Source organism: Sphingomonas sp. LH128, from assembly GCF_000293195.2.
GTDB lineage: Bacteria > Pseudomonadota > Alphaproteobacteria > Sphingomonadales > Sphingomonadaceae > Novosphingobium > Novosphingobium resinovorum_A.
Map to the genome: position 1 here is coordinate 1 of NZ_ALVC01000107.1, position 15,738 is coordinate 15,738.

Genomic DNA, 15,738 nt, shown 5'->3' on the forward strand with positions numbered 1-15,738 from the left:
TCGATCGGTGCGGACGGGCGTATATTCAAGGGTGTGTTCGCCTTTCATCTCGGGCACTTGCTTGACGATATGACGAATGAGCCTGAACGCCCGGAACTCGCCGCCTGGGCCGATCGCAACGCCGAAGTCGTCTGGACCCTGAGCGATGGCGGCACCCGGGCCGTGGCGGGTGACTGGTCGGAAACATCGTCGCCGACCGATGCGGCGGCGCAGACCTCGGGTCTTGCGATGCTGCTCGCCGCATCGGGGGCAAGGCGTGAAGTGCCGCCAAGGCAACTGGGCGCGGATCGCTAATTCTATCGCCGTCATTCGCGCGACAGCGGGAACCCATCTGCTGCCGTTTCCTGTTGCGCCCTCATCAGATGGGTCCCCGCCTTCGCGGGGATGACGATGATTGTTTCAATCGGCCACGTTCACGCTGGCCTGAACGCCGGCGCAGCAGCGGTCAGACCAGCACTTCGGCGGTCTGGCGCCCGGCTTCCCCGAAGATGCGCAAGTAGCGTTCGATCTCCGCCGGGGTCCCGGTCGCCTTGGCGGGATTGTCGGAGAGCTTGACGGCCGGACGGCCGTTCGCCTCCACCACCTTGCAGACCAGCGAGATCGGATCGAGGTCGTCGGTCGCGAAGGGCGCGCAGCCGCGGAAGTCGTTGGTCAGGTTGGTGCCCCAGCCGAAGCTCATCCGTACTCGGCCGTGGAAGTGGCGATAGGTCGCCTCGATGCTGTCGATATCCATGCCGTCGGAGAAGATCAGCAGCTTGGTCCGGGGATCGCGGCCCTTGTCCTGCCACCAGCGGATGATCTGCTCGCCTCCTTCGATCGGCGGGGCACTGTCGGGGCGGAAACCGGTCCAGTCCGCGACCCACTCGGGCGCATGGCGCAGGAACGACGCGGTCCCGAAAGCATCGGGCAGGGCGATGAGCAGGTTGCCGCCGTAGTGCGCCTGCCAATCCTCGAGCACGCGGTATGGAGCACTGGCAACCGCTTCTTCCCCGTCGGCGAGGGCGGCGTAGACCATCGGCAGTTCATGCGCGTTGGTGCCGATCGCCTCGAGGTCCGCGTCCATTGCCAGCAGGACGTTGGAGGAGCCGATGAAGCGCTCGCCCAGTCCTTCCTTCAGGGCCTCGACGCACCAGCGCTGCCACAGGAAACCGTGGCGCCGCCGCGTGCCGAAGTCCGAGATGACGAGGTCGGGCAGGGCTGAGAGCCGCTCGACCTTTTCCCACAACTTGGCCTTGGCACGGGCATAGAGCACATCCAGTTCGAACCGGCCGCGCCCTTTCATGCCCGCGCGCGAGCGCAGTTCATTGATGATCGCGAGCGCCGGGATTTCCCACATCATCGTGTGCGTCCAGGGGCCGTGGAATCGCAGTTCGTACTGGCCGTCGCGCCGGTGAAGCTCGTACTCCGGCAGGCGGAACTCGCCCAGCCACGCGATGAATTCCGGGCTGAACATCTGTCTGCGCCCGTAGAAGCTGTTGCCCGCCAGCCAGATCAGTTCCTTCTTTCCGAACCGCAGCGAGCGCGCATGGTCCAGTTGCGCGCGCAGTTCCGCCTCGTCGATGATATCGGCGAGACGCACGCTGCGGGTGCGGTTGATCAGTTCGAAGGTCGCGTTCACTTGCGGGTGAAGCTGCCGGATCATCTGGAGCATCAGCAGCTTGTAGAAATCGGTGTCGAGCAGGCTGCGCACGATCGGGTCGAGCCGCCAGTTATGGTTGTAGGTGCGCGTGGCGATGTCGGTGAAAACCATGGTGGACCTGCTCAGGCGTTGGGGATGATCGGACGGAAACGGAAGAGTTCGGCGGGGCGGAACGAGGCCCCGGTCTCGCGCTCGCCGGTCGGCTCAAGCCAGCCCCGGTCGAGCATGCGGCGGCGGAAGGCCGACTTGTTGAGCGACTGGCCGAGGATCGCTTCATGCACGTCCTGCAGGGCGCGCAGGGTGAACCGCTCGGGCAGGAGCGCGAAGGCGAGGGAGGAGTAGTCGATCTTGCCCCGCAGCCGCTGCATCGCGACGCCGAGGATTTCAGCGTGGTCGAAAGCCAGCGACAGGCGGCCGTGCTTGCCCGCAGCCTGCGCCTTGCCGTCGCCCGGCATAGTGATCCGCGCCAGCGACAACGCGGGATCGGCCTCCAGCGCGGCAGCGAAGCGATCCGCCGGAAGCAGGGCGAAATAGGCCACGCTTATCACCCGCATGCGCGGATCGCGTTCGAGGGCTCCGAAAGTGTAGAGCTGCTCGACATAGGCGCCGTCCATGTGCGCCTTGTCGGCGAGCACCCGGCGCGCGGCCGAGTCCAGATCCTCATCGACCGAAACGAACCCGCCGGGCAGCGCCCAACTGCCTGCATGAGGGTGCTCATCGCGTCGGACCAGCAGGGCCGCCGGGGCTCCATCGACTATCGACATGAGCACGAGATCGACGGCGACCGAGGGGCGATCGTAGCCTTGGGCATCGTAACCCGCCAGAAATTCGGCCTCATCCTGGAGCACGTCCTGAACCCTTATGCGCAAGATGCGCTTTACTTATGTTCACAGTGAGTATATGTCAAGCACATCAGCAGTACCCGGAGGGTCCGATGAGCGGTTTCGTGATTGTCGTGGACATGCAGCATGATTTCGTGCGGAGTTCCGGGGCGCTTCCGGTCCCCGATGCCGAGGCGATCGTCGCGCCGATGCAGGATTGGCTGGCCTCGCTCGACCCGCGCGAGGTGGCAGGCGTGCTCATGACGTTCGATACCCATGTCGTTGCGGAATATGTTGGTTCTGCAGAGGCGGAACAGTTCCCCATTCATTGCCAGAAGGGCACCGCAGGCTGGGTAAGCGTGCTCGACGTAGCCGCAATAGATTCTGCCATCCCGTTGTACACACTGGAAAAGGGTGTGTTCGACATGTGGCAGCAAGCGGACCTGCGCATCCGCTCCGGTCAGGGCGAGGAGTTCGAGCGGGATGCGTTCTTCCGCGATCTCGCCGGCCGAGGAATCGACTGCGTGACTGTGGTGGGAGTGGCCGCTGACTTCTGCGTGCGCTGGGCCGTGGAGGGTCTGCTCACGCGCGGTTTCAAGGTCGAGATGCCCGCTTCGCTGACGCGCGGGATCGGCAAGGATGCCCATGTCGTGGCGCAGGAACTTGGCCATGAGGATCGCCTGTGCCTGGCCGGATGAGCAACTGTTGCACCGATAGATAAATCCTCACTGTCCGGCGGTTTGCCGTCCAGTGGATAATCACCGTCGCTTTCGTGATCTCGCCTTCCGATGGGGTAAGGGTCGGTACGCCCCCATCTGAGGAACTACCATGACGCGACTTGACCAGCCCGGAACGGACAGGGCCATCGGCCCCGCCGTCGCCTGGGTCACCGTCGGCACGCTCTTTCTGGCGCAGATCGTGTCCACCATCGATCGCGGGATGCTGGCTCTGGTGATCGATCCGGTTCGCCGCGATCTTTCGATCAGCGAGATGCAGATCGCGCTGCTGCAGGGGTTCGCGTTCTCCATCTTCTACGTCACCGTCGGACTGCCGCTGGGTGCCGTGGCGGACGTGGTGAACCGGCGCCGCCTGCTTATCGGCGGGATCGTGATCTGGAGCGCGGCGACGATCGCGGGCGGTTTTGCGCAGGGGTTCGGGTCGATGTTCGCCTCGCGTCTGTTCATCGGCGTCGGCGAGGCGGTGCTGGGGCCTTGCGCTGTCACGATGATCAGCGACCTGTTCCCGCCGCATCGCCGGGGACGGCCCATGGCACTTTACGTCTTCGGCAGCATGATCGCCTACGGCCTCGGCTCGCTGGTCAGCGGGGTGATCCTGGACCTGGCGCCCAAGGGCGTGTTCGCCGGCCTGCCGATCATCGGTGAACTCGCCCCGTGGCGCATCGCCTTCGCGCTTGTCGGGGCATCCGGCCTGCTGATCGTGATCCTGCTGTTCGCACTGCGCGAGCCTGCGCGCCGCAGCGATGCCGTCACCGGGTCGGAGCCGAAGCTCTCCTTCGCCGAGGGGCTCGGCCTGCTGGCGGCGCAGCGCGGGGTGTTCCTGCCGCTTTACGGATCGCTGGCGCTTTATGCGATGGGCGGTTCGGTTGCGACGGGATGGGGCGCCGTGTTCCTCACGCGCGCTTTCGGGTATCACGTCGGCGCGGCCGGAAAGGGCCTCGGCACCAGCCAGATCGCATGGTCGGTCGCCGGAGCGCTCGTCGCCAGCGTCGTCGTCGACCGTGTCGGCGCGCGCTCGGGAGCGCGTGGGCGGACGCGGCTTGCCGGAGCCCTGTCGCTACTCGGCATTCCTTCGTGCCTGCCGCTGCTGTCCGGCAGCGCTCCGCTGGCCATGGTCATGCTGGGCGAGATCATGCTGGTCAGCGCCATTTACGGAACCACGATGCTGTCGGTGATCTCGGAGATCACGCCCACCAAGGTGCGCGGTTTCGCGGTGGCGCTCTATGCCTTCGTGATGACCATCATCGGCGCCTCGCTCGGCCCGCTGGCCGTGGCGTGGCTGACCGAGTCCGTGTTCGCCTCCCCGGCGGCGGTGGGTCGATCCATGGCGATCGTCGGGCTTTGTGCCTTCATCGCGGCGTCGCTGCTCGCTTTCCGCGCGGCTTCGCGCATCACCTCCGACCAACGGAACTGACCATGTCCAAAATCCTGCGCGGCTATGCGCCGAGCCGCTTCGGCCAACTCCACTATCGCATCGCAAAGTGCGACACCCTTGACGCCATGCCGCCGCTGCTGTGCCTTCACCAGACGCCTAGCAACAGCGGCGACTGGCTACCGGTGATGGAGCCCTTGTCGGCGAAGCGCACCGTGGTCGCCGTCGATACGCCGGGCTACGGCATGAGCGATTCCCCGCCCGAGCCGGTCACCATCGAGGACTTCGCCGAAATCATGGCGCAGTTCATGACCGACCTCGCCGCTGAGGGCCTGATCCCCGCCGGGCAGTTCGACGTCATGGGCTTTCACACCGGCTCGATCATCGCCACGCAGCTTGCCCGCAGTCTGCCGGAGCGGGTTTGCCGCGCGGTGGTCTTCGGCCTTGCCGCCTTTCCGGCCGAGCAGCGCGAAGCCAAGCTCGCCAACCTGCTCACGGCGTTCCCGCCACCGGGTCCGGACTTGGCGCATGTCGAAAAGCTCTGGGCGATCATCGGCGAGCTGAGCGACCCGCGCATCTCCTACGAGGAGCGTCACATCAGCATGGCCGAGTGCCTGCGCCTCGGCGCGCGGATGCCATGGGGCTATATCTCGGTCTATCGCTTCGACTTCCTCGGCGCGATGGCCGAAGTGGCGCAGCCGGTGCTGGTGATGAACCCCGAGGATGACTTGTGGGAGCCCACGCTTGCCAACTCGCACCACTATCCCAACGCCCGCCGCGTCGATCTCCTCGGGGTGAAGCATGGCGTGCTCAAGCTGGAAAACGCGCGCGTCGTCGGCGAGATCGACGCTCACCTGAGCTGATTACTTGAGCCGGGCGGCGGACATGCCACATTGTCCGCCGATTAGGTCGCCAAGGCAAAGGAAAACCCGTGAACCTCGTGCAGCTCAAGCGGATGATCGCGATCTACGAGAGCGGGAGCCTGCGCAAGGCGTCGAAGATGGTCGGCATAACGCAGCCCGCGCTGACGCTCAGCATCCGCCAGCTGGAGGAGGAGTTCAACACCAGCCTCTTCGAGCGCGGCCCCAACGGCGTGCGGCCGACCGAGATGTGCGAGAAGCTGGTCCAGCGCGCGCGCCTCATGCTGATGGAGGAGCAGCGCATCCTCCACGATCTCGCCACCGCCAACCGCGTGCCCAAGGTGGCGGTGGGGGTGCATCCGATCATCATGAACGATACGATGAGCCGCGCCATGCGCCAGTTCGTCGAGCAGGCGGGCCACGTGGATATGTGGGTGCGCGAAGGCTACACGACGCAGCTGCTCGATCTGCTGTCTTCAGGCGATCTCGACTTCGCGTTCTGCGGGTTGCCCGAGGGCTACGCCGACGATGCGCTGGAATTCGAGCCGCTGTTCAAGCGCGAATATGCCGTCGTCGCCGCGCCGGACCACCCGGTCTTCTCGTTGACCGAGGACGATTTCGCCAAAGGCACCGACTTCGTCTGGGCGCACGTCAGCGCCTACGAGACGGCCGATCCCATCGACAACGACGATGTCGTGAACATGCTGCGCCGGTTCGGTTACGGGCGCGAGAGCAAGTCGGTGAAGGCGTCTTCGACCACGTTCGTCAAGGCGATGATCCTGCACTCGGGCATGATCGGCATGGTCGCGTGCGAGGCTGTCGCCGACGAACTGGCGAACGGCACCCTGAAGCGTCTGGCGGGCTCGGAAATTCCGGCGCCCGCCTTCGGCTTCATTACTCTCAAGGACCGCTACGAGACCCGCACCGTCCGGCTGTTGAAGGCGACCATCCGGCAATGGTGCGCCCGCAAGCCGAACTGAGCGCCAGTCACGCCTCGTCGAGGAAGGCCTTCAGCACACGGGCCGTGGCAGGCGGATTGTCCTGCATCACGAAGGCGCCCGAGTTCTCGACTATCATGGTCTTGCCGCGCTTCAGTTCGGCTTCCGCGGCGCTGCGGAACTTGAGGTAGGCCTTGTCGAACTGGCCGTAGACCAGCAGCGTCGGGGCTTCGATCCGGTTCATGGTTCCGGCGATCTCGGTGATCGCGACACCGCGTTCGGAAGGCTGGATCCACTTGCCCGCCGACTTGCGGCTGAGGATGCCCTCGGCATTGATCGGGCCGGTATTGATGATGCCGAAGGTCTTTGACAGCAGTTCCGGCGGCGTCGGCACCGGGTCGCCATTCTTGTCGAACAGGGTGCCCTGCTTGTCGTCCACCGCAACCTTGATCTCGGCCAGTGAGCGGCGATGGCCGAGAGCACAGGAGACGAGCGCGAGCTTGCCCACCCGCTCCGGCCAGAATGCGGCGAGCGGCACGGCGAGGCAGCCGCCGAGCGAGGTGCCTATCAGGTCCACCTTGTCGAAGCCGAGTTCGTCGAAAGCACCGACCAGCAGCGCGGCCGTCTCGCCAAGACTCTGGATGTAGGGCGCCGGGCCGTCCCAGCGCGAGCCGCCGTGACCGGGAAGGTCGAAGGCATAGACCTGCCGCCCCTCGGCCAGCATCGGCGCGACATGGCGCCAGTCGGACAGCCAGCCACCCAGCTTGTGCAGCAGCACCACCGGCAGCTTGCCTACAACCGGCTCTCCGATCACGGCATAGTGCAGCACGCCGCCCGCACGGCGCAGTTCGCCGAAGCGGGTCCACTGGCCTTTCGGGGGCGTCGGCAGGCTGGCAGCTTTCTGCGCGGCGAGGGCGGGAAACGCGCTGACTGCTCCGGCCAGACCTATACCCCGGGCAACATCACGACGGCTCAACATGGTCCTATTCCTCTTCGAAAGTGGCTGTAGCGGTCAGGCCCACATGCGGGGTTCGCACCCCAGCGCGGGATTGGCGACGAAGGCATTTTCCGGGCGCGGCAGGCCGAGGTTCTCGCGCAGGGTATCGCCTTCGTACTCGGCGCGGAACAGGCCGCGCTTCTGAAGGATGGGGATGACCTGGTCGACGAAATCCTCCAGCACGCCGGGCTGGTAGTTGGGCGAGAGCGAGAACCCGTCCGCAGCGCCCGCGCGGAACCAGTTCTCGCACAAGTCCGCCACCTGCTCGGGCGTGCCGGTATAGGAGAAGCTGGCGCGCGAGACGACGACGCGCCGGGCAAGCAGCCCGATCGGCAGGTCTTCCTCGCGGGCCATGCGGATGATCGACTGCTGCACCCACTTGCCGCCGTTGGTCTCGGGCAGGTCGGGCAAGCGATCATTGACCGAGAGGTGCGAGAGATCGACGCCGAGTTGCAGGCTGAGGGTGCGAAGGGCCAGAGCCTCGGGCACGAGGTCAAGCAGTTCCTCGTCGGCTCGGCGGGCCTCCGCCTCGCTGGCGCGGACCATCAACTGGACCGAGGGGATGATCTTCACGTGATCCGGGTTGCGGCCGAAGGCGGCGGCGCGGGCGCGCATGTCGTCGCGGAACTCCTTCGCGACTTCCACTGAACTGGCGGCGGTGAAGATCATGTCCGCGGTGCGCGCGGCCAGCGCGCGGCCGGGGCCGGAGCCGCCCGCCTGCACGATGATCGGGTGCCCTTGCGGTGGGCGGGCGACATTGAGCGGACCGGCGACGGTGAAGTGCTCGCCCTTGTGACCCAGTTCGTGGACCTTGGCGGGGTCGAAGTAGCGTGCCGCGTCGCGGTCGCGCAGGATCGCGCCGTCCTCCCAGCTGTCCCAGAGGTTCCTGGCTACGTCCACGAACTCTTCGGCGCGGGCGTAGCGGGCGTCGTGGTCCATGTTCAGGTCGCGCCCGAAGTTGCGCGCCTCGCCGTCGCTGGCGGAGGTGACGACGTTCCAGCCCGCGCGGCCCTTCGAGATATGGTCGAGTGAGGCAAAGCGGCGGGCGATCGCGTAAGGCTCGTTGTACGTGGTCGAGGCCGTGGCGATCAGGCCGATGTGCTTCGTGACGACGGCCAGCGCGGCGAGCAGCGTGGTCGGCTCCAGCTTGCCCGCGTAATCGGTAGCGGCGAAGGCGTCCTTGCCGGAAATGCTCGGAAAGCCTTGGGAATCGCCTGAGAAGTAGCAGTGCATCTTCCCGCGCTCGGCCGTCTGGGCGAGGTGAGCGAAGTGGGCGAAGTCGTGCTGGTCTACGGCAGGCGCGCCGGGCCAACGCCATCCGCCGGGGTGCGCGCCGCTGTTGTGGATGAAGGTGGCCAAAATCATCTGGTTGGGGTCGGGCATGGTACGGGCTCCGGAGAGATCACAAGTGGCTGGCGCCGATGACGCGCGCCAGTTCGCCATCCGCCGGGGCGGAGCGATAGGCGCGCGCGGCGGCCGCGAAACAGGCCGCCGCCAGCACAAGGCAGGGCAGGACGACGAGGACGAACGAGGCGGCGATACGCGATGGATCGCCGAGCACCTTCTCCGAGACGAAGGCGATGGCGAACGGTCCTCCGGCGCCTGCGGGCAAGGCCGCGACGACGCTGAGGAAGGCGTAGGAGAAGCCGCGCATGTCGTTGGGCACGATCTCCTGCACGGTCGCGTTCATCGCGACGTTGAGCATCGGCGTGGTCAGGCTGATCGTGGCGAGCGCGGCAATGGCAAGGCCAAGGCCTGGCGCATAGCCCGCGAACGCGGTGGGCAGGGCGACCAGCGGCAGCACCGCCATCAGCCCGATGCGCCCGGCCTTGCGGGTGTCGGCCGCGAAGCCGCCGAGCAGGTAGCCGGAGACCCCAGCGATAAGCATGCCGAGGCCGAGCAGGTTGGCGATCTGCGGCAGGGTCAGCCCATAAGTGCGCATCAGCAGCGGCGCGGTCCATGAGGTCACACCGACGAAGGCGAGGTAATAGAGGCAGAAACCCGCAAACAGCGGCACGACCAGCTTCCGCTGGCGGCCGAGATAGGCCAGCTTCTCACCCACCCGCGCGGGCGCTTTTGCCTCAGCGGTAAGGCCGCGCCGGACGGGCTCGCGAATGGTCAGGAAGGCGAGGCCCACGGCCGGGCCGACGATGCCGCAGAGCAGGAACGCGCTGCGCCACGGGACGACGAGGCCATAGCCCGGCAGCGCGATATGCACCTGCGCTGCAAGGATCGCGCCCGGGATCACCGAGGACAGCGCGGTGCCGATCGTCGCGCCGATGAGGTAGGCGCTGAGGGCCCGGCCGCGCCGGTCGGGCGGGAACATGTCGGCGATCAGCGACATGGCGGCAGGCGCGACCGCCGCTTCGCCAAGGCCGACGAGGGCCCGAAACACGAAGAACGTCTCGAAATTCGGCGCGAGGCCGCCGAGCGCGGTGGACACACTCCAGACGATGATCGCGCCGCCCAGCACGCGCTTGCGTACATGTCGGTCCACCAGCGAGCCCAGCCACAGCCCGCAGACTCCGCTCAGCAGCGAATAGGCAAGGCCCATGAGCAGGCCCATGCGAATGTCGTCGATGCCGAGGTCGGCCTTGATCGGCTCCGCAAGAACGCCGACTATTGCCTTGTCGATGCTGTAGAAATTGGCCGCCAGAAACAGCAGCAGCATCGGCCAGAGCGTCTGGCGGAGCGGAGGGAAGGGCGCCGGGGTGTCAGTCGACACAAACGGTGCGCCCGTCGATGCAGGCCATCAGGCGGCCGTCGGCGTCATTGAGGATTTCGACCGTGTCGCCGTCGAGGTAGATGATGTCCTCGAAGTGGAACTTGCCGATCTCCGGGCCGATCCAGGGCAGGTCGCAGCTCAGGACCATGCGGTCTACCAGTTCGAAACTGTGCATGCCTCCGCCCGGATGCGGGTTATCGGTGTGCTCCAGCCCGACCGAGTGGAGGCCGCAGGCGCGGAACTCGGGGTTGCCGTGGGCCTGGATCGAGGCGACGACGGCCTTCTCCACGTCGCTGGAGAGGCGACCGGCGCGGAACTCCGGCAGCGCCGCCTGCCAGCCAAGCCGCGTAGCATTGTAGCGCTTGAGCTGTTCGGGCGAGGGCTCGCCGATGACTGCGGTGCGGCCGATGTCGCTGGTGTAGTGCGAGAACTCGGCGGTGGCGTCGAAAGTCACCATGTCGCCCTGCTGCAGTTCGGCATTCTTGGGCAAGCGGCCGAAGCCAGGGCGGTAGGGGGTGATGAGCAGGAATACCGGGCGGCCGCCCGCCAGCGCGGCGGCGGACCAGAACACCCGCTCGGCCTCGGCGCAAGTGGCCCCGGCGGCAAGCGCCTCGGCCGAGAGCTGGAGCGACAGTTCGGTCTTGCGGGCGGCGGCGCGCATGTTGGCCATCTCAGCGGGCGTCTTGACCATGCGCATGTCGCGCAAGAGATCGCGCGCCGGGAAAACGTCGATGGTGCCGCCGAGCAGTTCGTTGACGTCGAGGCCGAGGCCGCGATCCTCGAACGCCACGCGCGAGCGGCCGAGGCCGAGTTCGCGCAAGTATTGCGCTACCGCTTCCTGATGGTTCTGCGGCAGGCCCTCAGCGGTCAGCGCGGCCTGCACGCCGCCCGCGCCGATGCCGGGCTTGCGGGCGTAGCCGCGCACCGCCATCCACGTGCCTTGCCCCTGCTGGGGCTGGCCCATATCGACCTCGACGGTCAGCACGGCGGCATCGAGCGCATGGTCGCGCGGCAGGATCGCCAGCGCGAGATCGCCGAAGCCCCAGCTGGCGTCGGTGGCCCAACTGGAGAGGTAGTAGGTATTGATCGGGGTCGAGGCGACGACGACCGCGATGTCCTCGCGGTCCATCAGGGTGTCGGCGCGGTCTCGATTGATGAGCATCAGGTCAGTTCCGTCTGGAGGTATCAGGCGACAGGCGCGGAGCGGCGGCCACGCACGAGGCGGCCGGGCAGGGCACCCGTGGGGGTATCGTCGCGCGCGGTGACGACGCCGGAGAGGATCGTCGCGGCGTAGCCGCTCGCCCCTTGCGTCAGGCGGCGGCCACCGGCGGGAAGGTCGAAGCTGGCGCGCGGCGGGGCGAGGCGCAGGCGGTCGTAGTCGATGACGTTGAGGTCCGCCTTGTAGCCCGGCGCGATGATCCCGCGATCGCCGAAACCGCCGACATGGGCGGTGTGGCCGGTCATCAGGCGCACCGCTTCGGGGATCGACAAGCGCTCGCCCACGCGGTCGCGGGTCCAGTAAGTGAGGAGGAACGTCTGCATGCTGCCGTCGCAGATCGCATCGACATGCGCACCGCCGTCGCCGAGGCCGAGCACGGTGTCCTCGCGCCGCAGCATGTGGTGGACGACGTCGAGGTTGTAGTGCGTGTAGTTGCGCGCCGGGAAGTAGAGGATGGCCTGGCCATCCTCCTCCAGCAGCGCGTCGTAGGCGACTTCGTGGACACTGCAGCCGCGCTGGGCGGCGATGATGTCGAAGCGGGCGCTTTCGGGCGGGGCATAGTCGGGGTTCTCGCCCATGGCATAACACTGGGAGACTTCGCGCATGAACGCGGGATACGTCTTTGGGTCGAGCGGCAGGCCCATTTCCGAGAGGATCGCGGCCTTCACCTCAGGCTTGCGCATTTCCCGCGCGCGGGCGGCGATGGGCAGGTGCTCGATAGCTTCGTAAGTCGGGCAGCCGCGGAAGGGGCTCAGCGACAACTGGTGGCCGAACAAAACGCCGACCGGGCGGCCCACGACCTGCCCATAGATGTCGATCCCCTGCGCCCGGCTCGCGGCGCAGGCGTCGGCGATCTCGCGCCAGCGATCGGGCGCTTCGTTATACTGCAGGAGCGGGAAGGTCACCGTCTGTCCCGAAGCCTCTGCCACGCGCGAGAGCATGCGGAATTCGGACGAGAAGCCGTTGCCGGTGTCGAATTCGGAAGCCGACATGAACAAGTGGCGGCCAAATGGCTTCATGGCCATGGCGATGGTGAGGAGTTCGTCCTCGCTCGCGGTGGTGACCGGAAGCTGGTCGCCGCTCGCGGTGCGGTGGCCGATGACGCGGGTGGTGGAGAACCCGAAGGCGCCTGCCTCCAACCCTTCGCGCACGATGGCGCCCATGGCCTGCATGTCGGTGCCGGTGGCGGGTTCGCGCTCGATGGCGCGCTGGCCCATGACGTGGACGCGCACCGGAATGTGCGGGACGGCGACGGCGAAGTCGGCATCCATGTGCCGCTGCTCGATCGCATCCATGTATTCGGGAAAGCTCTCCCAGTTCCACGGCAGGCCCTCGGCCATGACGATGCCGGGAATGTCCTCGACGCCTTCCATGACGTCGATCATCTGTTCGCGCATGTCGGGGCGGCAGGGCGCGAAGCCGACGCCGCAGTTGCCCATCAGCACGCTCGTCACGCCGTGATTGGTCGAGGGCGAGAACTGCGTGTCCCAGGCGACCTGGGCGTCGTAGTGGGTGTGGATGTCGACGAAGCCGGGCGTAACCAGCTTGCCGCGCGCGTCGATCTCCTCGCGCCCGGAGCCGGAGACCGCCCCCGTCGCGACGATCTTGCCGCCGCGCACCGCGACGTCGCCTTCGAAAAGATCGGCTCCGGTGCCGTCGGCGACAGTACCGCCGCGAATGACCAGATCGTATTCGCTCATCGTCGTATCCATCTGCTCGAGTTGAAATACCGTGTGCGGCGGGGTGCGAGGGTGCTCCCCGCCGCGCATCGGCACTCGTCAGAACTTCACGGTCGATCGCACACCGAACGTGCGCAGGTCGCGCAGCGCCACCGCAACGCCCGAGAACGGCGAGAGGTAGGAGTTGGTGCGCTCCAGCAGGGTGAAGTCGATGGCGGCCGGATAAGCCTTGTTGTTGAACAGGTTGGTCACGAAACCTTCGAACGTGAAGCGATCGTTCCCGAAGCCTGCGCGCAAGTTCACCTGCGTCATGTCCGGCGTCTTCGTCAGGTTGGAGGCATTGGTGTAGACCCCCGACTTGTACGTGAAGTCGGCGCGGGCAAAGGCCTCCACGTCACCGCGCAGCGGCATCGTGTAGTTGGCCGAGACCGAGCCCGACCAGCGCGACGCCAGCGGATTGTGGTTGCCGCTGAAGTCGGTGATGCCGGTAAGGGCGGTCACCGTGGGCGCGCTCAGCTTGCGGATGTCGCTTTCGTTGTACGAACCGTTGGCCGAGAGGGTCAGGTGGTCGGTCGCCGCGAAGGAGAAGTCGCCTTCGAGGCCGTACATCTCGACCTTGCCGGTGTTGAGCTGGGCCTGGATGTTGTAAACCACGCTCGTCGCCGGATCGACCAGGGTGATGACGTTGGCGTTCAGCTGGTCCTTCCAGATGCCGTAGTAGGCGGCAACGGCGTAGCGCACGCGGTTGTCGAACGCCTTGCCCTTGGCGCCGATCTCGAAATTGTCGAGCTTTTCCGGTTTCACCGCGATGCGCAGGCCCGCGTCCGCCGCCAGAACCTGTGCCGCCGGGCTCAGGTTGGAGAGGAACACGGTGTTGAATGCCGCCGGGTTCACGCCCTTCGAGTACGAGGCATAGACCATCATGTCCGGTGTCACGTCGTAGTTGACGATCACGCGCGGGGTGAAGTTCTTGTAGGTCTGCTTGGCGAGAACCGAGCCTTCCTCGTAGAAGCCCGGCGTCGCGAAGGCGGCCGAGGCGATGGTCTGGCCGCCCGGGCGGGCATAGGCATACATCGTGTCGATCTGGTAGCGGCCGTCGAAGTTGACGCTCAGTTCCGGCGTGATCTTGTAGCCCAGGCCGAAGAAGGCGCCGAAGGTGCGGTTGCGGGTCTTGCCCGAAACGACGCTGAACTGGCTGGTGCCGAGCGCGCCGTTGTTGCCGCCGCCGCCGCCCTGGAACGTCGCGTTCAGATAGCTGCCACCGAGCGTGGCGGTGAACGGTCCGCCATCATCATAACTTGCACGAAGTTCCTGCGAGAAGTCCTTGGATTTGGCTTCGACGAGGTAGGGATAGTCGAAGTAGCTCGGTGCTCCGGGCGCCGTGCCGACCGCGTTGGTCGAATTCGGCGCAGTGGTGTTGTAATAGAGGTCGAGGTCCGACAACTGGCTGCGGCGCTCGTTGTTGTAGCCGGTGAGCGAGGACAGAGTGATGCCGCTGCCGACCTCCCAGTCGACGTTGAAGTGCAGGTGATAGAAGCGGCTGCGCAGGCCATAGCCCTGGACGCCGTCCTCGGGGTTGATCAGGCGGCCCTTCGGGTTGGCGAGGAAGTCCTCGATGAAGGGCGTGTTGACCGTGTTCATCGAAGGCGCGCCGGCGGGCAGGCCGGGCAGGGTGCCACAGAAGTAGCGGTTGGCGCCAAAGGCGCAGTTCGAGGAATCCGGCACGATCACCGCGCCGTTCGAAGGGTTGGTGACGGCGTGCGCCGCCAGCAGGCCGGTCGCGTTCGGACCGTCGTTGTTCTTCGAGATCATCGCGAAGGCCTTCGCCTTCAGGTTCGAGGAAGGGGTGAACTCCATCGCCAGCGTCGCGGCGCGGGTGCGCTGGTCGCCGAGCGTCTGGCCGGGCACGCCCTGGTTTTTCCACGAACCGCCCTTGGCCATTTCCTGCACGGTCGCGCGGAAGCCGACGAGGCCCTCGATCAACGGCGCGCCGATGGAGGCCTGGATGTCATGGTTGTTGCGCGTGCCGACCATGCCCGAGAAGCTGCCTTCGAGGCGGTCGGGCGTGGACTTGGTCACGACGTTGACGGCACCGGCGAAAGTCTGGCGGCCGAAGTAGGCGCTCTGCGGGCCTTTCAGCACTTCGATACGCTCGGGATCGGAGATCGTCTGGATCGCGGTGGCGGTCGAGACCGGCACGCCGTCGATGAACATCGAGGCGGTCTGGACCGAAGCGCTGGAGGGCGTGAAGCCGCGGATGATGACCTGCTGGAACGAGCGGTCGTTGCGACCCGACGAACTCGACACGATCTTCATGCTGGGCGTGAAGGAGGCAAGGTCGGTGACCGACTGCACGCCGCGCTTCTGCATGTCCTCGCCCGTCAGGGCGGTGACCGAGATCGGGGTCTTGAGAATGTCCTCGCCGCGCTTGCGGGCAGTCACGACGATGTCGCCGGGCGCACTCGCAGTCGTATCGGCGCCGGATGCCTGCGCATTGGCGTTGGTCGAAAGGCCCAACGCGACGATCATCGACGTGCAGGACAAAAGAACGGCGCGATGTAGCGCCGACGTGCTGGTCATGATTGCTTTCCCCATTTCGATCCCTGACCATTATTGGTCTGAGTTTTGAGATCGTTCTTCCTGCGTGAAACTTTTATCGTGTTTCTTTATTAAGCATTGCATCGAGCACTGGACGGCTTGCTGTCATCAAATCGCCGCTTGATGAGTGCAAAGTAACATCGGTTTTTTCCG

General features: G+C 66.2%; 12 protein-coding genes and 1 pseudogene. 5 read left to right on the forward strand and 8 right to left on the reverse strand.

Annotation, left to right across the window (positions count from 1 at the left end; genetic code table 11):
• Nucleotides 1–294 (forward strand): annotated as a pseudogene (locus LH128_RS08915) (hypothetical protein); the annotation flags it as partial.
• Nucleotides 295–445: 151 nt separating this feature from the next.
• Here the strand turns inward: LH128_RS08915 and pncB are convergent.
• Together pncB and LH128_RS08925 are read right to left on the reverse strand one after the other, a co-directional pair.
• Nucleotides 446–1,750, reverse strand: coding sequence for a nicotinate phosphoribosyltransferase (gene pncB / locus LH128_RS08920; RefSeq protein ID WP_008829288.1), 1,305 nt, complete (start codon nucleotides 1,748–1,750; stop codon nucleotides 446–448).
• An 11-nt stretch (nucleotides 1,751–1,761) separates the two neighbouring features.
• On the reverse strand, nucleotides 1,762–2,487 hold the full coding sequence (locus tag LH128_RS08925; protein WP_008829289.1) for an NUDIX hydrolase: 726 nt from the start codon (nucleotides 2,485–2,487) through the stop codon (nucleotides 1,762–1,764).
• Nucleotides 2,488–2,573: 86 nt separating this feature from the next.
• On the opposite strand from LH128_RS08925, the gene LH128_RS08930 reads away from it, so the two are divergent.
• The 4 genes from LH128_RS08930 to LH128_RS08945 all read left to right on the forward strand — a co-directional run bounded on the left by LH128_RS08930 (nucleotide 2,574) and on the right by LH128_RS08945 (nucleotide 6,409).
• The gene (locus LH128_RS08930; protein ID WP_008829290.1) at nucleotides 2,574–3,158 is read left to right on the forward strand and encodes a cysteine hydrolase family protein; all 585 of its coding nucleotides are present in this window, start codon (nucleotides 2,574–2,576) and stop codon (nucleotides 3,156–3,158) included.
• A 130-nt stretch (nucleotides 3,159–3,288) separates the two neighbouring features.
• Nucleotides 3,289–4,611, forward strand: a complete 1,323-nt coding sequence (locus tag LH128_RS08935; RefSeq protein ID WP_008829291.1) for an MFS transporter — start codon at nucleotides 3,289–3,291, stop codon at nucleotides 4,609–4,611.
• A gap of 2 nt (nucleotides 4,612–4,613) precedes the next feature.
• Nucleotides 4,614–5,432 (forward strand): alpha/beta fold hydrolase, encoded by an 819-nt coding sequence (locus LH128_RS08940; RefSeq protein ID WP_008829292.1) that lies wholly within the window; start codon nucleotides 4,614–4,616, stop codon nucleotides 5,430–5,432.
• A 68-nt stretch (nucleotides 5,433–5,500) separates the two neighbouring features.
• A complete protein-coding gene (locus tag LH128_RS08945; protein WP_008829293.1) occupies nucleotides 5,501–6,409 on the forward strand; it encodes a LysR family transcriptional regulator in 909 nt (302 codons plus the stop codon).
• A 7-nt stretch (nucleotides 6,410–6,416) separates the two neighbouring features.
• On the opposite strand, the gene LH128_RS31325 is transcribed toward LH128_RS08945, so the two are convergent.
• The 6 genes from LH128_RS31325 to LH128_RS08975 form a co-directional block, all read right to left on the reverse strand.
• The gene (locus tag LH128_RS31325) at nucleotides 6,417–7,346 is read right to left on the reverse strand and encodes an alpha/beta fold hydrolase (protein WP_008829294.1); all 930 of its coding nucleotides are present in this window, start codon (nucleotides 7,344–7,346) and stop codon (nucleotides 6,417–6,419) included.
• Nucleotides 7,347–7,379: 33 nt separating this feature from the next.
• Complete coding sequence (locus tag LH128_RS08955) at nucleotides 7,380–8,747, reverse strand: LLM class flavin-dependent oxidoreductase (protein ID WP_008829295.1); 1,368 nt, start codon at nucleotides 8,745–8,747, stop codon at nucleotides 7,380–7,382.
• Nucleotides 8,748–8,766: 19 nt separating this feature from the next.
• Nucleotides 8,767–10,089 carry an MFS transporter gene (locus tag LH128_RS08960; RefSeq protein WP_008829296.1) on the reverse strand — a complete coding sequence of 441 codons (1,323 nt, stop codon included), beginning with the start codon at nucleotides 10,087–10,089 and terminating at the stop codon, nucleotides 8,767–8,769.
• Nucleotides 10,079–11,251 (reverse strand): M24 family metallopeptidase, encoded by a 1,173-nt coding sequence (locus LH128_RS08965; RefSeq protein ID WP_008829297.1) that lies wholly within the window; start codon nucleotides 11,249–11,251, stop codon nucleotides 10,079–10,081. The genes LH128_RS08960 and LH128_RS08965 overlap by 11 nt, the downstream gene beginning before the upstream one ends.
• 23 nt (nucleotides 11,252–11,274) lie before the next feature.
• Nucleotides 11,275–13,008 carry an N-acyl-D-amino-acid deacylase family protein gene (locus LH128_RS08970; RefSeq protein ID WP_037518681.1) on the reverse strand — a complete coding sequence of 578 codons (1,734 nt, stop codon included), beginning with the start codon at nucleotides 13,006–13,008 and terminating at the stop codon, nucleotides 11,275–11,277.
• 78 nt (nucleotides 13,009–13,086) lie between these two features.
• Nucleotides 13,087–15,567 (reverse strand): TonB-dependent receptor, encoded by a 2,481-nt coding sequence (locus LH128_RS08975; protein WP_008829299.1) that lies wholly within the window; start codon nucleotides 15,565–15,567, stop codon nucleotides 13,087–13,089.
• Nucleotides 15,568–15,738 lie beyond the last annotated feature (171 nt).